We start from the raw sequence: 20709 nt of genomic DNA on the forward strand, positions 1-20709 counted from the left end.
GCAAAGGTTGATTCAGTTACTGCCTTCGATATGGCAAGGGTAGGGGACTGGGTAGCTGTTACGGTTACATCATCACTTACCAATAAATCATTAATAGCAGCCGTTGCCGTATTGGAAACGGAACCTGCATCGATATCATCCTGATCGACTGCATAGGTGGTATTAATGTCCTGAGAAGCACCCGGAGCAAGAACAGTGATTGTTGTGTTCAAACCAGTTAATGGATCGACAACCGAAATGTTCTCCAAAGTCACATTTCCTGTATTGGATACCGTAATGGTATAATTCAGTTCATCACCCGGAGCGGCAAAGGTTGATTCAGTTACTGCTTTCGATATGGCAAGGGCAGGGGACTGGGTAGCTGTTACTGTTACATCATCACTTACCGATAAATCATTAATAGCAGCCGTTGCCGTATTGGAAACAGAACCTGCATCAATATCATCCTGATCGACTGCATAGGTCGTGTTGATGTCCTGAGATGCACCCGGAGCAAGGATTGAAATAGTGGTATTCAGTCCTGTTAAAGGATCTACCACTGAGATGTTCTCCAAAGTCACATTTCCTGTATTGGATACCGTAATGGTATAGTTCAATTCATCACCCGGAGCGGCATAGGTTGTTTCAGTTACTGCTTTCGATATGGCAAGCGCAGGGGAAAGTACCGTAGGGGTTACAGCGGAGGCTACTATCGGACCGGGGACTTGGGTGGAATTTACATTTACAACATTGACCAAATTGTCCCCTGTATCAAAAACATTTTGTTCAACTGTGTAAACAATAGAATAAATCCAAATTTCACCCACATCCAAAATTCCAGGGTTTTGGGTATCTCCACTGACAACATTTAAAACAATTCCAGTAGAACTTTCTGGTAAAAAGTCAGTGGCCACAATATTGGAAATATTGACATTCCCTGTATTTTCGACAGTTATTTCATAAGTTAATTGCTGACCTGCGGCTGTCACAGGATTTGGACCATCGATCTGGGTTTTTTCAACTTTCAGTCTTGGTAGTTTGGTAAAATTTTCAGTATGACTGTCTGTTGCTTTAACCTGAATGTTTCCGGCGTTTGCAGTCGTAGTAGCAGTATTGGTGAAAAATCCATTCTCAATATCTTGTTGTGTTAAAACATAAGTACCCGCAAAAGCATTATTATTTGATTGTCCTACAGGAAGGGAAAAAGAAGAGCCCGTCAAATTAATCAAAGGGTCAACGACTATTACATTATTCAATGGGAAATTCCCTGTATTTGTCACCAAAAAAGTATAATTGATTCTATCTCCTGCACTTTGCATACCATCACCATTAGTATCCTCATAAACCCCGGATTTAATGATACTTATATTTGGTTCAGGGCTAGTCAGAACTATGGTAATGGATTTTTTACAATTGAATTCATCGGTTACAGTAGCTATGTATGTCCCCGCCGCCAAACCGGTTCTTTCGAATTCCGTGTTGCCATCATTCCAAGAAACGGAATTATCCCCGGTTCCGCCTGCAGTGCTTAATAGGATAGATCCGTCATTATTACCTGGGGTAGGTTGCGATGCGGTTGAAGTGACTAATAATTCATTTGGAATTGTAACTGTTTTTGTAAATGTATTTGAAACACCTTTCGAGTCTGTCACAATTAATGTGGCAGAGCCAGCAGAAGAGTATGTAACTGTTGGATTTGGTATATTGGAAGTTGTAGGATTGGCGTTGTTTCCAAAATTCCAATTGTATTGGTAAGGCTGACTACCACCATTGGTAGTCGATGTAAAATTAACCGAGGTTGACCCATTGACGGTACATGCTGTAAAATCAAATTGGACAGCCAAAGGTGCATCCACCACTATATCCGCTCCAAATTGACATTGTGCACTGGGGTAACTATTACACTCATAACTGGTAGATAAATTAGCCGATCCTGAAGTAGTCCATGCCAATGTTGGGGAGTCCAGTTTTACTTCAGCCCCACAGGTCCATGTAAATGAGTGGTTGAGTGTGACAACCCTGTCAATGTTTTTTGCAGAAGGGAGGTTGCCAATCCAAATGTTTATGTATTCTGAATTGCCCCCAATAATTAAATCAGCAAACAGCCTTGTGTTACTGGTACTTGATCCGGAATTTGAATTGTACACAAAGGAGATAAAGGCTGTTTGTTGTACACCAGGTGTACAGGTGGCAAAGGAGCTTGATAATGGAACCCCGTTAACATTACTCAAATACACTTCCTTAATTGTGAAGTTGTTTGACGAACAGGAGCTACCGCAAGTTCTTAAATCCAATAAATTTGGCTGATTTTGCGCGTGAACCTCATTTGGTATTGCCAAAAAATTCCATACCAAAAGTAAAGCCAGATTGGCGAAGTAGGTAATTGTTTTTTTCATTGCCTTTTTATTAATAATTGAAGAGTATGGAGGTTAGTCTAAGTATTGATTTTCAAAAATTCAGATTCCTACTCGGGAATACAGAAAAGTCTTAAAACATTTTAATGGTCCGCCTGATAGTTCAAGAGGAACAAGAAAATATTTTTCAAACATTTATTTTACAAAATCCAGTATCTTGGGTGATCAGGAATTTGAGAAAATCAATAGATAGATAATAACCTACCTAAATTGGGTGATAAACACTTACTAGGGTTTATCAAAATTTTTATTTTTATTCCAATTAAAAAAACTTTTGATGTACAAAGCAGAAATCTGATAACTAGGTGCTTTTTTTTATTGATTTTGTAAATACTAATCTTGTAGGTACAACTTACCATTTGACAGTTAATCTGTTTTATTCCAATTCTTTATAGTTATTGTTTATTTTATTCAGTTGAGGGAATTATCTTATAAATGAGAAATTGGCATAAAAAAAAGCTGCCTAGTAAGGTGAATCACCCCAGGCAGCCTTTTGAATTTATAGACTCTAAACTTAAAAAATCTCTTTTATGATATCCGCCTAAGTGAGCGTTTCTCATGTGGTTCGGGATTCCCTGAACTTTGATGGGGGATTGGATAATTTTTTTTATCCAATCGATAATTGAAGAGTTATATCTTTATCTCGTTTTGTATCTTTTAGAAATACCTTGGATTTTTCATATTTACTTTTCTTGCAGAAAGATAATAGCCAAGAGATATTTCGTGTGAATTTGTTCTCATATCCTGAAGAACATTCAGGTTTTGGTCATATGCATATCCTATTCTAAGGTTTGGAGTTGCAAAGAATTCAGTAATAAAAGCAACTGCATTTCTATTGCTCAAAGTTGGGCTGCTAGCTTCTAGGTTTTCATTCCAGATTTTGACATTTGATCTGTAGGAAGCACCTAACCAAAGCCTATCCATAAACAATACCATTCCATTCAAATCATAGTTTGTAGGAGCTCCTTTTACTTCTTTTACCAAGAAGGATGGCTTGAACTGAACATTCTCAGTAACAGGGATCAATACACCCGCTGTCAGGTAAAAATGAACATCATGGTATGCCAGGGCAACATCTTCTCTTTCCAAAGCAGATTTACCAATAAGGTTGTAAGCACTTAAACCTGCATAGAATTTATTGGTATGATAGAAAAGTCCAAGGTTCATATTTGGTGTCATCATATTTTGTACACCTGCAGGAAGGTTTGGGTCATTCTGGTGTAAAGGATTCAACATGTCACCATCAATCATATATTGAGAAACTCCTGCGCTGGCACCCAATGAAAAGAATGATTCTCTTCCTGTTTGGATCCTGTATGCATAAGTAAGCAAACCGGTTGTAGTGCTGGTAGGACCAATTTTGTCAGACATGACAGATGCTCCAAATCCCATCAAACCTTCATTGGCACTGAGGTCTGCAGTTACTGTGAAGGTTTTAGGGGCACCTTCAAAACCTACCCATTGACTTCGGTAGGTACTTTGAACATAGCCTTCATTTTTATATCCTGCATAAGCTGGGTTGATGTGAAGTCCATTAAAAATGTACTGGCTGAATTGAGGCAATTGCTGGCCAAAAGTAATTGATGCTGCTAATAAAGTTAAAGCAATTGAAAGTCCGAAAATCTTTAAAGTCGTTTTCATAACATTTTATTTTAGGGTGATGAATCTGGTTTGCAGACTCGATAATGTTTAGAGTTTTTAAAAATGTATTGCTGTTATGAGTAGACGAATACATTATTATGCTGTAAATATAGATCAAAATGTATTTCATATCCTAATAAAAGTAAAAAATAATTTTTCAAAAGGCGTTTTTTTTTATTTAAAAAGTATTTTAATGACTATTAACGTGTTTATTGATAATGCTATTTTATTTCAAAATAAATCAAAAAATGCCCTTTATAGCGTTTTTAGAATACTTTTATAAAAATTCGGCAAAAAAATAAGTGCTAAACAATAAATGATAGCACTTATAAATAATTTCAAAAATATTTTTACCATTAGAAGTATCGGAATCAATTCATTTGTCGAATTATTTTTTCAGTTGATTCAAATTAGATATTAATGGGAATAAATCCTTTTGTTTTTGAATTGACTTAGTGAAAAAATAGGATGGTTCCAACATTGGGATTTACTAAATCTATTTGATTCCGTAAAGTTCTTTCCCAACAGCTTCATATTTATCACCGCTTTTCCAAACAGGTCTTTCATTCCAATTGGCTATATTCTCAGCAGCTAAGATGTAAGATTTCCAATATAGCAATGCATAATCCAAGTCAAAGTTATCTACTTGGTCAGAGGGTTCATGGTAGTGTCTGGTGATTTCCTCATCGAATGCAGTAAAACCCATACCATAAGTAGGAGCGGGGATACCCTTTCTGGCAAAGCTCACATTGTCAGACCTGTCATATAGATTTTGCTCGGGAGCAGGGTCTGCTATGGCTTTCAGACCGAATTCTGCTGAGGCTTTTTCTAAGAGAGGGTCTGCTGAGGTTCTTCCCAATCCTATAATAGTTACCAATGAAGTGTCATTATACCCACCATTATCAATATTCAGATTGTAAATAATTTGTTTTAGAGGAATCAATGGATTTTCAGCAAAATAAGCTGAACCCAACAAACCTTTTTCCTCGGCAGTCCATCCACATAGTAAGATCGAACGATTGGGAGGGTTTTTGGCAAAATGTCTTGCCGCATTGATCACTGCCACAATTCCTACAGCATTATCTCTGGCCCCGTTATAGATAGAGTCGCCTTCAGCATTGGGTGTTCCAACCCCGACATGGTCATAATGGGCCGATAACATTACATATTCATTTTTTAGCTTTGGGTCTGTACCTTCTATAAAAGCCACCACATTTTTACCTGTGATGCTGCGATTAATTTTTCCTTCAACAAGAATTTCGGCTTTTTTTATTTCACCTTTCCCGATAGCATTTATATGTTCGTTGTTAAGATCCCTCAGCCATAAGTAAGGAAGACTTTCTACCCCTTTGGTGTTATCCAATGTCAGTTGTGTCCTGTTAAGAAAATTGGCAACAAGGTTCCAAGGAATTGTCGGTACATTATACATTTCTATTAATGCGACTGCTCCCTTTGATTGAGCTAATTTTATTTTTTCTCTTCCAGAACTAAAAAGGTCTGCAGGACTCAGTCTATTTGGAGCCCCCACGTTGGTTACTACTACTTTTCCCTTGACATCCTTACCTGTATAATCGGCTTCGAGTCCGTATCCTACTACTATCAATTCAAAATCGCCTGAAAACGAAGGTCCATCCAAAACCAAAAGGTTGTCACCTTGTGAGAACGAATTGCTTCCCAGCGAAACCCTTCCGACGGTTGGAGGTCCGGAGATTCTAAATGGAATTTCCTGATAATAGCCATTTGCTCCAGGTATTTCCTTTGCACCATACTTCCAAAACTGTTCAGCGATATATCTTGCAGCTAATTCAATTTCAGGACGGAGAGGATCTCTCCCCATCATTTCATCTGAAGCCAGATACCTAAAATGCGAAATGGATTCTTTGTCATTGAAATTAGACTCTATTATTTTTTTTGCATTTTGCGCAAAAGCTGTTACCGTAAGGATAGTTGCCAATAGGCAAAGGATTGTTTCTTTATTTATCATAGTTTTGGTAGTATTATCATATCAATAATAGGACAAAATATTCCTCATTCAAAAAAAACATCAATCTTTGGTTCAATGACATAGCAGTGAGCTTTGCCGTAGATTATCTTAATTTGGGATTGCCTTTGGGTTGGGACAATCTGTTGGACCACAATTCAAATTTTTGGATTTATCAAAAAAGGCCTTGGGTTGGCCTCGTTTTGGGGATTAACTTAAATTAAAAATAGGCAGCATTTTAAGATAAAATACTGCCTTTAATTTTAAAGATTTGCTTTAATCTTCCTCTTCTTCCATGGCCCTGTAAGCCAGCATGCCTCCAAGAAGATTCCTAACCTTGTTAAAACCTTGCGTTTCCATATATTTCTTTGCATTCCCACTTCTTGCACCCGACCGGCATTGGACAACGATTTCCTTGTTTCTATCTTTTATGTAATCCTTAAGCTGATGGGGTAATTGGCCCAAGGGTATGTTGAGGGCTCCAAGATTATCCTCTTCATATTCCCACTCCTCACGAACATCTATAAATAAGAAGTCTTCTTTGTTTTCTAGTTTTTCCCGGAGTTCTGATACTGTTATGTCTTCCATATTAGATTATTTAACTAAAATTCTAAATGATTTTTGTTCCTTATGACTGTTAAAAGTCTTTAATAGATATATGCCTTTTTGTTGTCCAACAAAATTAATGATTTTTCCCTTTTCGTAATCCTCATTGGGCAAGCTTAAATTTCTTCCCATAGGGTCAAAAATTTCAAAATATTCAAATTCGCCCTCAACATACAGTCTTTCACTAACAGGATTTGGGTACACTTTGAAAAGTAAAATGCTTTCTGAATCAACTTCTACTGGTGCTGTAAGGGTCAAATGTGGACGCATCATCAATGAACCTTCCACAATTTCGTTTTGAACCCAGGCACCCACTACGTTAAAGAAAATCTCCTGTCCATTATCATAGGTCTTGTCCAGTCCCACGTAAACAAATTCATTTGTAAACTGAGAAAAGCCTATATAGAATGTGCCATCAAGAGATATATTCTGATCAAGCTCAAAATAAGCAAATTCATTCAGTTCATTTTTTTCCGGAATAAATACTTCCTTTACATAAACAGGATCTTCATCCAAATCAGTCCAGACTGTCAAGTCGATTACCCGTCCGATCTGTGTGAAGTTTGTAAAATTGATGCTGATTCCTTTAAGAAAAAACGGGTCTTCTACCTCGTACCTGGTTGCCAGCATTCCTGATCTTTGATTGATACCGGCCGAATAATCTACACTTCCGTCATCATAGGCCAAATAGTCCCTGATGGGAATACTTGTTCTAACAGTATCATTTACCCTAAAGTCAATTTCGGGATAGCTAACGGTTCCCCCGTTTTCAGTTACCGTGAGAATGTCATCACCTGTGACCAAATAAGTGATCAACTCATAATCTGTTTCAACTTCTGGTAATGGGATTTCTGAAAATGGGTTACTTGTAAAAGTACGCCTTTCTTGCGCCGTAGGTACTGGATTGAAAGGGGTGTTGCTATTGAAGGATTTTATGAGGCTTTGATTTGCAGATTCCCGAATTTCAATGCTGTATTCCATTGCCCTGAATGTACTGCTCAGATTCTTGAATTCATTTCCTGTATTGTTCCAGAATCCCTCGGGATTTTTCTGTAACATAATTAAAGGAATAGCAGAATATTTTTCAAAGGGTCTTGCATTCAATTCAGTCAAAGCCCTATCCTGAAAATTTAAATCAGATTGGTTTCTGTTTTTGTTTAAAAATACATAATCCAACAGCCAACTGTCAAAGGGCCCTGAACTTCTTCCCCTGATCTGATATCGGAACTGAAAACCTGCGTGATGAAAGTCCGGATCAACCTTTATGATTTCCTGTGTGAAAAAGAACTGCTCTGCGGTCAACCCCCCTGATTTTTCCCAAACAGTTAACCAAAAACCATCAGGATCAAGAAACTGTAGACTGATCTCATCATTGGGGTCAGGCAATTCGCCTTTACCCCCTGCCTGCCAAAAAAAGCTTATAAAAACAGAGTTTGATTCGGAGGGCAAAATACCAGAAAGGTTTATGGGTTGAGAGGTGATTCGATCTGTAAATCCCTGCTCGAACTGAACGTTGGAATAAGGCCTACCACTTGTATCCACGCCATCCAAAAGGATTACTCCCAAGGTCGGTGCTGAATTGCCAACAGTGAATGATTGGGTGGCGCCTTCAATGATCCACTTTGTGGTATCGATTTCATTATTGGAAAAATCATCCCAAAAAGGGAGGCTAACTGGGTCTGCCATTACCCTGTTTGTAGTTCCGCTTTTTGTCTTGGACTTCGCCCAAGCAGGCGTAGGTAACTGTTGGAATTGCCCATAGGCCAGCATTGGCACCATATATAGCACAAAAACAAATTTGTTCAATATGAATTTGAACCTAATCATCTAAGTTATTCCTGTTGTCGTTGGATTCAGAAATCCAAAGATCTATGGGTTCACCGGTTTTTACAGTAGCACCGGGAGGAGGTATTTGCTGAATTATAATTCCTGATGGCACACTGTCTGTTTCCACATAATTTAGCCTTCCCATTCTAAGGCCTGAGCCGATTATTAGAAATTCCGCATCTATATCATCCATGCCAATAAGGTTTGGAACATCCAATATCTGATTGCCCAATCCATCTCCAACCACAAGATCAATCTGAGAACCTTTGGGAACTTCAAATCCCTCGGGTATATTTCTTCCTCTGTATTTTTGTTCCAAAACCACATTGATGCCAATATCCGGAACATATATGATTTCTCCCCTTATCAATCCAATATTACCCAAAATCTCTTGAGCATTTTTAAGTTGACTATTTACAAGATTGGGCATTTTGAGTAAAGGTGCATTCTTGGAATTGAGGGTTACATAAATTTTTCTTCCATTTTTTACTTTACTAGCAGGTTTTGGGGTTTGTTTAAGAACACTTAATGGTTTTAATTCCGCATTGAATCCACTGTCCAAGGTTACCTCAAAGGAAAGGTCCCTCGCATTTAGGTAAGATTGAAGTTCATTATATTCAAATCCTTCCAAGTCAGGTACTGTGACAGTTTGACCATGATTGGTATATGAAGGAAGATATACTTTAAGAAAAAGTACAATAATCAGTATGAAAATGCCAAGAACCAATGCGAAGTGAACGGTGATTTTTTTCAATGATTCCTTAAAATTCCCCATGTATTAAATGTCTTATTTGAATTAACGTATAAAGGTAAAATTATATTTGTTTCCTGACCAACAAATATCTGCAATAGGAATCAATTCTGTCCCAACTACCAAGATAAACGTTGTTAATTTGAATCTCTCAAATCATAAGCCAGAAGAAATCAGCCCGCTAAATGTTTTAAACAAATCATATAAAAAGCCAATCTAGAATAAATTTAATATGGTTTGGCACTATCTTATAAATAGTTTTCTTGTTTCAGTAATACTCCTACTTGTTATTTTTATGATAAACAAACCTTTTGAAAACTGTCTGGAGGTAAAGGTATAAGTCTGGTTCAAGGTATTGGGGTAATCCACATTTTGAACCAAAGCTCCTGTTGGACTGAATATTTGGATATTGACAGTTTCAAACTCCTGAAAATTGAAAACTAAGTTGAAAAGATCATCAGTGGGATTAGGATATATAATGGTGTTTCCTAAGCCTGGATCAACAGGCTGTTCATTTGCTGAAAGGAAGAGTTCTATGTTATCCAGATAAACGGGTCCATTACTCAAATCACCATTTTCAAAAACAAATGCCAATCGAGTTTCCCTTTTGTTAGGGCCCGAATATTCTGTCAAATCTACATAGTCCCTTACAAATTCAGAACTGTTATTTGGGTTGGCTTCATTGGCTTCGATTGTAGTGATTTCTGAACCTGTCTTTCTATAAACTTCCTGATAGGATCCACCCCCATCACTACTTGCCATTACCTTAAATACAGCACCTTGATTCATAGACCCTGCTGCCCTGTCAAAGAAAACACTTGCTTGACTGCTAACTGTCAAGTCAAAAATAGGAGATCCAAGCCAAAAACTATTGTTAGGGGCCTCACTTTCAATTTTCGCAACGTTTGATCCAGTTTCCCCGGTCTGTGTGGCAGAAAGTATCCATGAATTCAGATTATTTTCAGGATTCAATGAAATCCAAGGATTTAAAGAGGTCATGTTATTGAAGTTTTCTCTCCAAGGTGCCATAATAGTTTCAGAATTTATAATCACAAATCTGAGAAGATTGATGGGGCCTCTTTCATTTTGGTCAAAACTTGGATACAAAAGGTTGTATTCAAGTCTGTTTAAACCCTGTCTTGTGGAATTTGGTAAAGTGATATTTGTAGTTTCGCCAGGTAGAAGCTGTGTGCCTCTTGCTAAAAAGTTCTGTGAAAGTCCATTGACGATTCTGTTGAAGACGAAACCTGAAATGGGTAAATTGCCAGTGTTTGTCAACGATATGCTTTCATTTTCATGAGAATTGTTACCGATAGGAGCAGGGGTGATCAGTTCAGTCATTACAGCATCATACCTATATTCTTCCTCTGTTAATATCTCAATATCTTTTAGATAAATATTATTGCCATACCCATTTATGGCTATAAATGCTATTCTAACATTTGGTTGTCCTGCATATTTGCTCAAATTAACTACTTCTCTTCTGAACTGGTTTGAAGTGGAAGGTATAAACTCGTCTAAAGTAGGAGCTGTTGTTTGGAGAAAATCTTCATTTTTGTCGTAGGGTGCTTCTGAAATTCCAAATGTGTTGCCACAATCTGTTGAAATAGCGATCATCAAAAAATCTCCGAATCCTTCGGCGTCATAAGGACCATGAGCCATATTAAAAGTGAGCTGTGCATTGCTGACCTGGCTTAGGTCAAATTGGGGAGATACCAAGAAATCCTGTTCGCCCAATGCCTCATACTCATAGTTCCTGATGAAAATAGTTTTTTCAGGATTTGCATCAATTATTATTTCAGTTTCCTCCCATGTAAAACCCGCATCTGGATTTTTTATATCCCAAGTTTGATTGAATGTGTTGAAATTTAACTGGTATGGCAAATTTAAGGAAGGTTGAATGACTGGTGATGAAATAAAGGTATTGTTACCCGGATTTGGATCTGTATTACCATTAACCAATAATATGTTAGCCTCAAAATTGTTGCCTGTTGGAGCAAGTGTGATCTGATCAAAAGTTACATTGGCGGTCTCCCCTGAAGCAATATTGAAATTGAAGGTTCTGGTTTGAAGAACAGATCCGTTATTTTTAATTTCTATTCTAGCTGATGTAATCCGATTATTACCTGCATTTAAAACTTCAAACTGAGGAAGTAAGGTAAGATTGCATATGAAATTCTGCGGTTCGATAGTTCTTTCGAATGCAAGGTCATTCGGTTGCAGTATGGGGACAATAGTTGCCCTATTATTGACCAATGATGCCCTCCTCGGGCTTTCTTCCAAAACCACATCCATTCTTTCGACCTGTCCCACAGTGAAAATGTTCATACATGCATCGGCAGTGTAATCCATGTAATTTTCATTCATATCCCTGGATTCACATGTAAATCTTGGATTATTTATTCTACATACGCTATTTGATCCGCTTTGAAGTGGTGTATCGGTCACAAAATCATCTACGTCACACCCACCATCACCCCAAATATGCCTAAGTCCAAAAAAGTGGCCGATTTCATGGGTAGCAGTCCTACCACTAGAACCTGAAACTGCACTTCCTCCTTCTCCAAAATACCTGTAATCAACCCAGATTCCATCAATTTCCCGAGGCCATGGGTTCCCTCCCCAACCGGGAAGGCTCGTGATAGGAGGGGAGGCGATCCCAATAATTGGTGATGTAAACGGCAAAACCCATATATTTAAATACTCCTCAGGTGGCCAAAGTGCTATCTGACCGATAGATAACAGGTCATTAGACCCATAAGTGGTTTTTGGGCCCAAAACTCTATTAATGCCGTCTGTGGGAAAACCTCTAACATCTTGTTTGGCCAAAACGAATTCAATGTTTGAATCAGCTGCAAAGGGTAAAAATTCTTCAGATGTTTGAATAGCATCTGGATTCTGACGCCTGAAATCTTCATTTAAAATTCTTATTTGCGCTTCAATTTGGGATATCGGGATATTTGCACCCTGTCCTATATTGGTTCCATTATGGATCACGTGAACAATGACTGGAATAACCCTGACATCATTTTGTTGGCGTTGAAAACTTTGAGGTCTGTTTTTCCTTTCTTGAATATTGCCTTTCATCCAAGATTCAAAATATTCTTTTGAACCGTGAATCCCCATTTTTTCTTCCTGCAGTTTTTCCATATATACTGCGCCACATTTCTCATCATGTTGATGTTGATAGGGCTGTCCAAAGAAATTTTGGGCCTGTAAAAAAATACTATTAAAAATAAAAAAAAGGAACCATAATAGTCTGATTCCTGAACTAAATGCATTTATTTTCATTCGGATATTGTTAGGCAATGACGACATTAACGGCCTCGACCTTAATAATTTTAGGAACAGCTCTTTTAACTGCTTCTTCGACTCCTGCTTTAAGGGTCATTGTGGACATTGGACACGAACTGCAAGTACCTGTCAATTCCAATCTCAAAACCAAATCATCCGTGATTTCCACAATCTTCACATTCCCGCCATCAGCTTCCAAATAGGGTCTTATACTATCCAAAGCCAATTCTACTTGATCAATCAGTGATGCGTTCATTATTTTAATTTATTTGTACGATTTCTGTTTTATTTTTTTCAGCATTTCTGATGGCAACTTGCCTTGCTACTGCTTCCGCTAATGTTGAATACGCAATTTCTGTAATTCCGGATTTAAAAACGGCAGGATATCCGGAATCACCACTTTCACGGATACTTTGTACAATAGGAATTTCTCCAAGCAAAGGCACTCCGTATTTTTCCGCCAATCTTCTACCACCTTCTTTTCCGAATAAGTAGTATTTATTATTGGGTAATTCCTCTGGTGTAAAATAGGCCATATTTTCGACAACACCTAAAACGGGTACATTAATTTGAGGTTGCCTGAACATGGTCAATCCTTTTGTTGCATCACCCAAAGCCACTTTTTGAGGTGTAGTCACGATCACAACACCTGTTACCGGGACAGTCTGAACCATGGTAAGGTGGATGTCAGAAGTTCCTGGGGGAAGGTCAATCAACAAATAATCTAATTCTCCCCATTCTACATCCCCGATGAATTGCTTTAATGCTGAACTCGCCATTGGTCCCCTCCAAACTACTGCGGCATCCGAAGGGGTTAGAAATCCAATTGACATCAATTTGACTCCGTATTGAACAATTGGTATAATGATATTCTTGCCATCAACTTGCTTTATTCCAGGCTGTTCTCCTTCTACATTGAACATCATAGGTATTGATGGACCCGAGATATCCGCATCTATCAATCCCACTTTAGCTCCTGCATTGGCCAATGCTACTGCCAAATTGGAAGCAGTAGTTGATTTACCTACTCCGCCTTTACCTGAAGCAATAGCGATGATATTTTTTACATTTGGGAGAAGTGGCGTATTTGACCTGCTTGAGGTGACATTAGAAGTCATGGTAATGTCCAAGTCGACGTCTTTTCCAAAATCCTCTTTAAGTGCCTCAATGCAATTATTTTTAATTACTTCTTTGAGTGGGCAAGCAGGAGTGGTCAATACAACATTGAAGCTGACTTTCTTTTCTTTGATTTCAATGTTTTGTATCATTCCCAAAGTCACAAGATCTTTTTTCAAATCAGGATCCTCTACTCTGGAAAGGGACTTCAATATATTTTCGTTATTTAATATCATTTAATGGTTTGTCAATTTCCCTGCAAAATAGTTTATAATTATTCTAAATGGAAAATCTTTGTTTTTTTTCATGTATTTGTCAGCTCTAAACTAACCTTCAATATATTCGAATAGTTTCAGCTTTCAAGACAGATATGTTTTGCAGGAATACTTTTTATCTTTGAATCTACAATTCCAAAATCGTGATCAGCAGAACTACTACAGAAAAAGTCAAAGAAAGAGCAGATATTGAAGATATAGTCAATGACTATGTGCCTTTGAAAAAGAAGGGACAGAATCTCTGGGCCTGCTGTCCCTTTCACAATGAGAGTACACCTTCATTTTCAGTTTCTCCCGTAAAACAGATTTACAAATGCTTTGGATGTGGGAAGGCAGGAGATCCCATTCAGTTTGTCATGGACATTGAAGGAATTGGCTTCAATGAAGCCATTAGACATCTTGCTCAGAAATATGGAATTGAAATTGAAGAAGAAAAACAGGAAACCCCAGAAGCAATTCAGGCTTACAATGAACGTGAAAGCCTTTACATTGTACTGAATTTTGCCAAGGATTTTTTTCGAAACAATCTTACGACTGAGGAAGGTCGTGCGATTGGACTAAGCTATTTTAAAGAAAGAGGATTTAATCAGGCCATCATTGACAAATTTGATTTAGGTTATGCGCTTGATGGTTGGGACCATTTTTTAAAAGCAGGGAAGCTGGCAGGCCATTCAGAAGAATTAATGCTTAAAGCAGGACTGATTCTTCAAAAGGAAGGAGATCCTGAGCGGCTATATGACAGGTTTAGAGGTAGGGTGACTTTTACAATCCACAATCTTGGAGGTAAACCGATAGGTTTTGGAGCTAGGATCTTGACCCAGGATAAAAAACAGCCCAAATACATCAATTCCCCAGAAACAGAAGTTTATCATAAAAGTGATACCCTGTACGGTGTTTTTCAAGCTAAAAAATCCATCAGGGAAAAGGATAACTGCTACCTCGTCGAGGGATATACTGATGTCATATCCATGCACTTGGCCGGAATAGAAAATGTGGTGGCTTCTTCAGGTACCTCTTTGACCGAAAATCAGATCAAATTGATCAAACGGTTTACTGATAATGTTACCGTTTTATACGATGGAGATGCAGCCGGGATCAAAGCCTCTCTTCGAGGAATTGATATGATTTTGGAAGGGGGACTTAATGTAAAAGCTGTCGTTTTTCCTCAAGGAGAAGATCCGGACAGTTATTCTAGAAAAGTAGGTTCACATGCTTTTTCTGGTTATCTGACCCAAAAAGCCCAAGACTTTATTGCATTCAAAATCGCACTCTATGCTGAGGAAGCAGCTAATGATCCTATTAAGCAAGCAGATTTGATCAAACAGGTGGTCATTAGCTTGGCAAAAATTCCTGATCCGATCATTCGAACAGTTTATGTCCGACAATCAGCATCCTTGTTGGATATTGATGAGGATATTATCCTCACTGAACTGAACAAGATCTTCATCAAAGGTGAAAAGGATAAATACTTTAAAGATCAAAGGGAAACACCTGTAGAGACGAAGTTAGAAGATACCCTTTCAACAAGTGAAACAGGATTGTCCAATGCCTCCCTCATTTATATTCAGGAAAGGGAAATGATGAGGCTGCTGGTCAATTATGGGTTTGAGATGGTCTCAGAGAAAACCTCTGTGTGTGAATATCTCCTTCAGGAAACAGCAGAGTTGAATTTTGAAACTCCTGTTTTCAGGAAAATCCTTAATTTATATCAGACAGCCCTTGAAAATAAAGTGATTCCACAACCCGACTTTTTTCTATCATCAGATGATCAGGAGGTCAAAAAGGAAATTATTGGCATGGTTACACGTAAGTATGAACTCTCTACTTTGTGGGAAAGCAGGCATCAAATTTTTACCCATCATGAGGCTGATGACCTTGCCAAAACAGTTTATGATAATGTGCTGCATTTAAAGAAAAAAGTCATAAAGAAATTATTGGAGGAATCTCGTCAAAAAATCAAAGAAGCAGAAAATCAGCATTTGGATGAATCAATTATTTCTGAAAGATTGGAACTCTACATGGAGCTGAAAACATTTCAGGTTCAAATAGACAAACAGCTTGGAATTGTAGTTAGTTTTTAAGCCAAACTTTAATTGGTCAAAACCTGTTTTGTAACCCAAAGGATTGTAATTTTGAAACTTGAAATTTAAGAATTCGGATAATAATTATGTCAAAAAATATTGAACTCCATACCATAGAGGAAGCAATTGAGGCCATAAAAAATGGAGAAGTGATCGTCGTAGTAGATGACGAGGATAGAGAAAATGAAGGGGATTTTATTTGTGCTGCGGAAAAAGTAACACCCGAAATCGTCAATTTTATGGCTACCCATGGTAGGGGCTTAATTTGTGCACCCTTGATCGAAGACAGATGCGAGAAACTGGGGCTACATTTGATGGTGGGTAATAACACAGCTACATTTGAAACACCCTTTACTGTGTCAGTAGACCTTATTGGACATGGCTGTACTACCGGGATTTCGGCAAGTGATAGGGCCAAAACCATAAAAGCCTTGGTTGACGATTCTATTCATCCTGATGAATTGGGAAAGCCGGGCCATATTTTTCCTCTTAAAGCAAAAAGAGGAGGTGTTTTGAGACGATCAGGTCATACAGAAGCCGCCATAGATTTCGCAAGGTTGGCTGGTCTTTCTCCTGCAGGGGTATTGGTGGAAATCATGAATGAGGACGGTACCATGGCAAGGTTACCTGATTTAGTGAAGGTTGCGAAGAAGTTCAATTTAAAATTGGTTTCAATCAAAGACCTAATAGCCTACAGACTGAAAAACGAAAGTCTCATAAAAAGAGAAATAGGGGTAAATCTTCCTACCACCTTTGGTGATTTTGACCTGATTGCATTTCGACAGACAAATACTGAAGATATTCATTTGGCATTGATCAAAGGGGCCTGGGAAAAGGATGAACCGATAATGGTAAGGGTACATTCTTCTTGTGTTACTGGAGATATTTTTGGAAGCTGTAAGTGTGATTGTGGACCTCAGCTTCATGCAGCTATGGAAATGGTCGAAAAGGAGGGTAAAGGTGTTGTGCTTTATATGAATCAAGAAGGAAGGGGAATCGGTCTTATCAACAAGTTGAAGGCTTATAAACTTCAAGAACAGGGCATGGACACAGTTCAGGCTAACTTGGCTTTGGGTTTTCCTATGGATAATCGGGATTATGGCGTTGGAGCACAGATACTTAGAGACCTGAACATCAGCAAAATCAGATTGATATCCAACAATCCCACCAAAAGAGTAGGACTTTTGGGCTATGGCTTGGAAATAGTGCAACAAATTCCAATTGAAATCTCACCAAATCCCCATAATGAAAAATATCTTTCTACGAAACGGGACAAAATGGGCCACTCAATCCTCAAAAACCTGAAGTAGTTGAATAATCTGAAACCTTCGAGTTACAAATTTCGGCCGAACAAAAGCCGAATTGTATTAACCAATTGCATTGAAGATTCGTTATTCAATAGAACCTAAAATTAATAATATGAAAAATATATGGTTAGTTGTCATTTTCATATTTCTCTTCAGCATAGCATCGACAGCTCAGAACAGTCAGTTTCCTTCTCAGGTATGGCACAAGGGGCAGATTGTCACAGTAAATGGACAAGTTTACCAAGGAATGGTAAAATATGATATTGACAATAATATTGTTCAATTGCAGCAAATTGGAGTTGAAACATTTGGAGCATCTAGTGTTTTGCAATTCGAAATTTACGATGAACAATATGGTGGGATAAGAAATTTTTTCACTCTCCCATATCCTTTGGCAGGGGATTATGAAACACCTGTTTTCTTTGAGATTCTTACAGAAGGCACAGATATAGCCTTGATGTGCAGGGAATTCATTACTACTGACAACCGAGGAATGGGTATGTATGGGCCTATGGCCATGAATCCTTTATGGGGACCACCTATGGCGGGGATGTATAAATTAGCTTTCAATTACTATTTTCTAAAGGATGGAAAAATCCAACGCTATGCCCAAAAGAAAAAAGAATTGCTTGATATTCTTGGAGACAGATCAGATGAAGTTGAGCTTTACATGAGAAAAAACAGACTTTCACATGACAAAAGAGGAGATTTACTCCGAATTACAGCATATTACAATCAGATAAAATAATTTTTATGTCAAAAAAACCATTGATTTTGGTTTCCAATGATGATGGAATCACCTCCAAAGGCATCAGGGTATTGGTCAATATTATGAAACAAATAGGTGATGTAGTTGTAGTAGCACCCGATAGTCCCCAATCAGGTATGGGTCACGCTATTACCATTGGCGAAACACTAAGACTTTACGAAGAAGATATTTTCCCTGATGTTCAAGCATATAAATCAAGTGGTACTCCTGCTGATTGCGTCAAGCTTGCCAAGCATTATGTACTAAAAGACCGGCAACCTGATCTTGTTGTGAGTGGTATTAACCATGGTAGTAATACTTCAATTTCTGTCCTATATTCAGGAACAATGTCTGCTGCCATAGAAGGTGCTTTGGAAGGATTACCTTCCATTGGATTTAGCTTGTGCGATTATAGTTCTAAAGCTGATTTCAGTCATACCGAAGAATATGTTTATAAGATAGCGAAGCAGGTTTTGGAAAATGGCATTTCAAAAGGAGTAGCTTTAAATGTGAATTTCCCCCCTAAAAGAAATGAGTCGATAAAAGGAGTGAAGATTTGCCGTCAAGCTCACGCAAAATGGCAAGAAGAGTTTTCTGAAAGATTTGATCCCAATGGCAGAAAGTACTTTTGGATGGCAGGAAACTTTGTGAATTTTGACAAAGGAGAGGATAATGATGAGTGGGCTATTGCCAATAATTATATTTCCATAGTACCTTGTCAGTATGACCTGACAGCCCATCATGCTATCAATCAGATCAATGAAGATTGGGACTGGAATCAATTTTAATCACATCCAATTTGCCACTGACTTTTCACTTACCTCCCATAATCTGTCTCTCAACTTTTTTGACAATGCTTCGGATGAAGGTTTTGAAGGCTTGCTTTTTTTAAAGTAATAGCCATTGAGAGACTTGTTTATTTTGGTTTTTGCCAAAAAGATACTTGTTTTTGCACCATCCTTTGGAGTAATCATAAAGGGTGTTGCTAGTTTCCAGAGAATCTTGAAAACCCCTGATGTATCCATACCGAAATTTGATTTTACCACACCTGGGTGTAGGGCATAAGAACTAAGCCCCTTGTGTCCAAAGCGGTCAACGAGTGATTTTGTAAATAGGATATTAAAGAGTTTGACATTTGCATAAGCAGTGAAAGAACTGTAATTCTTTTTTTCATACTGAAGATCATTGAAGTCAGGTCTGGCTGCACGGTGTGCCTCAGAACTCACATTGATTACTTTTGGGGATTTTGATTTGAGCAAAATTGGCATCAATAAATTGGTCAGTAAAAAATGACCAATGTGATTGGCAGCAAAGCTTAGCTCAAAACCATCAACAGTTACTTCTTTATTTTGGAATATTCCACCGGCATTGTTGATCAGCACATCGATTTGAGTAACTTCCTTTTTCACCAAGGCCGCAGCCTTAGAAACGGAGTTCATATCTGATAAATCAACAGGAATAAAAATTGCTCTATGTTGTAAGTCTTTTGGTAGTGAATCAATCAAAGCCTTTGCTTTTTTAGGATTTCGGGCCAAGATCAGTGCTTTTTCACAATCAGGAACAAGTCCTTTTAAAGTTTCACTCCCTATTCCTGAAGTGGGGCCTGTAATTGCAAGAATCATATCTTTTTGTTTCCTATTGAAACCCAATTGAATAGATAAAGTTTCCAAAACTGTGTGAAAATAAAATTCTGCAATTTGACAAATCGCATAATGGATAAGTAAAAATTTGTATTTTTAAGACCTGCAAATAATAAAAAATTAGGAATCAGGAAACTTTATAAATGGAGATATCTATAAACAACTGTATTAATCAGGAAGTTAAAAGAAACCTTAAGTTCGCAAGTCGTTAATTATAAAAGTTAAAAGTGAAAGAGCAGTCCAAGTTTATTGATATTGAAAAAATACTGAAGGATAAAAATTCCAATCTGCACAAGTGGCTTCCGGGATTTGCCTTGAACTATATCAAGAAGATTGTACATGAAAATGATGTCAATGATGTAATGGCTAAAATCGGTCATCTTCAGGGCATGGAATTTGTCAATGCGCTCATTGAAGAATTTGGAGTTGAGGTAACTTTGGAAGGGGAAGAAAACATTCCGATGGAGGGCTCTGTAATTTTTGCTTCCAACCATCCACTTGGAGGTATGGACGGGGTGGCATTTATGTATGCTTTAGGAAAATACAGATCTGATATACGTGTTTTGGTCAATGATATCCTTACCAATATCAAGAATTTTGAACCTATGTTTATTCCGGTCAATAAGCATGGTTCCAATAGCCGTCAGGTTACCCAATTGATTGAGGATACATATTCAAGTGAAAACGCACTCTTAGTCTTTCCGGCGGGATTGGTTTCCAGAAAACAATCAACGGGAATAATGGATTTAGAATGGAAAAAAAGTTTCATCAGTAAATCCAAGAGATATAAGCGAGATGTTGTTCCGGTATTTATTGAAGGAAGAAACTCAAATTTTTTTTATAATTTGGCAAAATTCCGAAAAATGGCAGGTGTCAAAGCCAATATAGAGATGTTTTATCTACCTGATGAAATGTTTGCTCAGAGGGGCAAAAAAGTAACGATTCATGTAGGAAAACCTATTTCTTACAAGTATTTTGATCAATCCAAAAACGAGAAATTCTGGGCAGAAGAGGTAAAATCGATTGTTTACCGAATGGCCTAAAAAAAT

At 37.8% G+C, this 20709-nt stretch carries 15 protein-coding genes; 5 read left to right on the top strand and 10 right to left on the bottom strand.

The genetic code is table 11. From position 1 onward, the window contains the following. The 9 genes from ACEW8U_RS21930 to ACEW8U_RS21970 form a co-directional block, all read right to left on the bottom strand. A partial coding sequence (locus ACEW8U_RS21930; RefSeq protein WP_373524195.1) for a PKD domain-containing protein occupies positions 1-2375 on the bottom strand: 2375 nt, incomplete at its 3' end. A gap of 675 nt (positions 2376-3050) precedes the next feature. Continuing rightward, positions 3051-4034, bottom strand: a complete 984-nt coding sequence (locus ACEW8U_RS21935) for a type IX secretion system membrane protein PorP/SprF (protein ID WP_373524196.1) — start codon at positions 4032-4034, stop codon at positions 3051-3053. A 496-nt stretch (positions 4035-4530) separates the two neighbouring features. Continuing rightward, positions 4531-6018 carry a M28 family peptidase gene (locus ACEW8U_RS21940; RefSeq protein ID WP_373524197.1) on the bottom strand — a complete coding sequence of 496 codons (1488 nt, stop codon included), beginning with the start codon at positions 6016-6018 and terminating at the stop codon, positions 4531-4533. Between the two features lie 273 nt (positions 6019-6291). Beyond that, entirely contained in the window at positions 6292-6603 is a 312-nt protein-coding gene (locus ACEW8U_RS21945; RefSeq protein WP_373524198.1) for a rhodanese-like domain-containing protein, read from the bottom strand. 6 nt (positions 6604-6609) lie between these two features. Next, complete coding sequence (locus tag ACEW8U_RS21950) at positions 6610-8427, bottom strand: T9SS type A sorting domain-containing protein (RefSeq protein WP_373524199.1); 1818 nt, start codon at positions 8425-8427, stop codon at positions 6610-6612. 13 nt (positions 8428-8440) lie between these two features. Beyond that, positions 8441-9223, bottom strand: a complete 783-nt coding sequence (locus ACEW8U_RS21955; protein WP_373524200.1) for a PASTA domain-containing protein — start codon at positions 9221-9223, stop codon at positions 8441-8443. A gap of 219 nt (positions 9224-9442) precedes the next feature. Continuing rightward, complete coding sequence (locus ACEW8U_RS21960; protein WP_373524201.1) at positions 9443-12490, bottom strand: M43 family zinc metalloprotease; 3048 nt, start codon at positions 12488-12490, stop codon at positions 9443-9445. Positions 12491-12500: 10 nt separating this feature from the next. Then, complete coding sequence (locus ACEW8U_RS21965) at positions 12501-12749, bottom strand: NifU family protein (RefSeq protein WP_373524202.1); 249 nt, start codon at positions 12747-12749, stop codon at positions 12501-12503. A gap of 4 nt (positions 12750-12753) precedes the next feature. Continuing rightward, entirely contained in the window at positions 12754-13845 is a 1092-nt protein-coding gene (locus ACEW8U_RS21970) for an Mrp/NBP35 family ATP-binding protein (protein WP_373524203.1), read from the bottom strand. Between the two features lie 179 nt (positions 13846-14024). Between ACEW8U_RS21970 and dnaG the strand changes: the two genes are divergently transcribed. From dnaG to surE, 4 genes are all read left to right on the top strand, one after another. Further along, a complete protein-coding gene (dnaG, locus tag ACEW8U_RS21975) occupies positions 14025-15965 on the top strand; it encodes a DNA primase (RefSeq protein ID WP_373524230.1) in 1941 nt (646 codons plus the stop codon). 86 nt (positions 15966-16051) lie between these two features. Further along, complete coding sequence (locus tag ACEW8U_RS21980) at positions 16052-17275, top strand: bifunctional 3,4-dihydroxy-2-butanone-4-phosphate synthase/GTP cyclohydrolase II (RefSeq protein ID WP_373524204.1); 1224 nt, start codon at positions 16052-16054, stop codon at positions 17273-17275. A gap of 109 nt (positions 17276-17384) precedes the next feature. Continuing rightward, positions 17385-18020 carry a hypothetical protein gene (locus ACEW8U_RS21985; RefSeq protein WP_373524205.1) on the top strand — a complete coding sequence of 212 codons (636 nt, stop codon included), beginning with the start codon at positions 17385-17387 and terminating at the stop codon, positions 18018-18020. 5 nt (positions 18021-18025) lie between these two features. Beyond that, positions 18026-18808: a 5'/3'-nucleotidase SurE gene (surE, locus tag ACEW8U_RS21990; RefSeq protein WP_373524206.1), complete on the top strand. Its 783-nt coding sequence runs from the start codon at positions 18026-18028 to the stop codon at positions 18806-18808. On the opposite strand, the gene ACEW8U_RS21995 is transcribed toward surE, so the two are convergent. Then, on the bottom strand, positions 18809-19642 hold the full coding sequence (locus ACEW8U_RS21995) for an SDR family NAD(P)-dependent oxidoreductase (protein ID WP_373524207.1): 834 nt from the start codon (positions 19640-19642) through the stop codon (positions 18809-18811). It abuts the gene before it with no gap. 245 nt (positions 19643-19887) lie between these two features. On the opposite strand from ACEW8U_RS21995, the gene ACEW8U_RS22000 reads away from it, so the two are divergent. Beyond that, positions 19888-20703 (top strand): 1-acyl-sn-glycerol-3-phosphate acyltransferase, encoded by an 816-nt coding sequence (locus tag ACEW8U_RS22000; protein ID WP_373524208.1) that lies wholly within the window; start codon positions 19888-19890, stop codon positions 20701-20703. Positions 20704-20709: the final 6 nt, after the last annotated feature.

This window comes from Aquiflexum sp., from assembly GCF_041751335.1.
Lineage (GTDB): Bacteria > Bacteroidota > Bacteroidia > Cytophagales > Cyclobacteriaceae > Aquiflexum.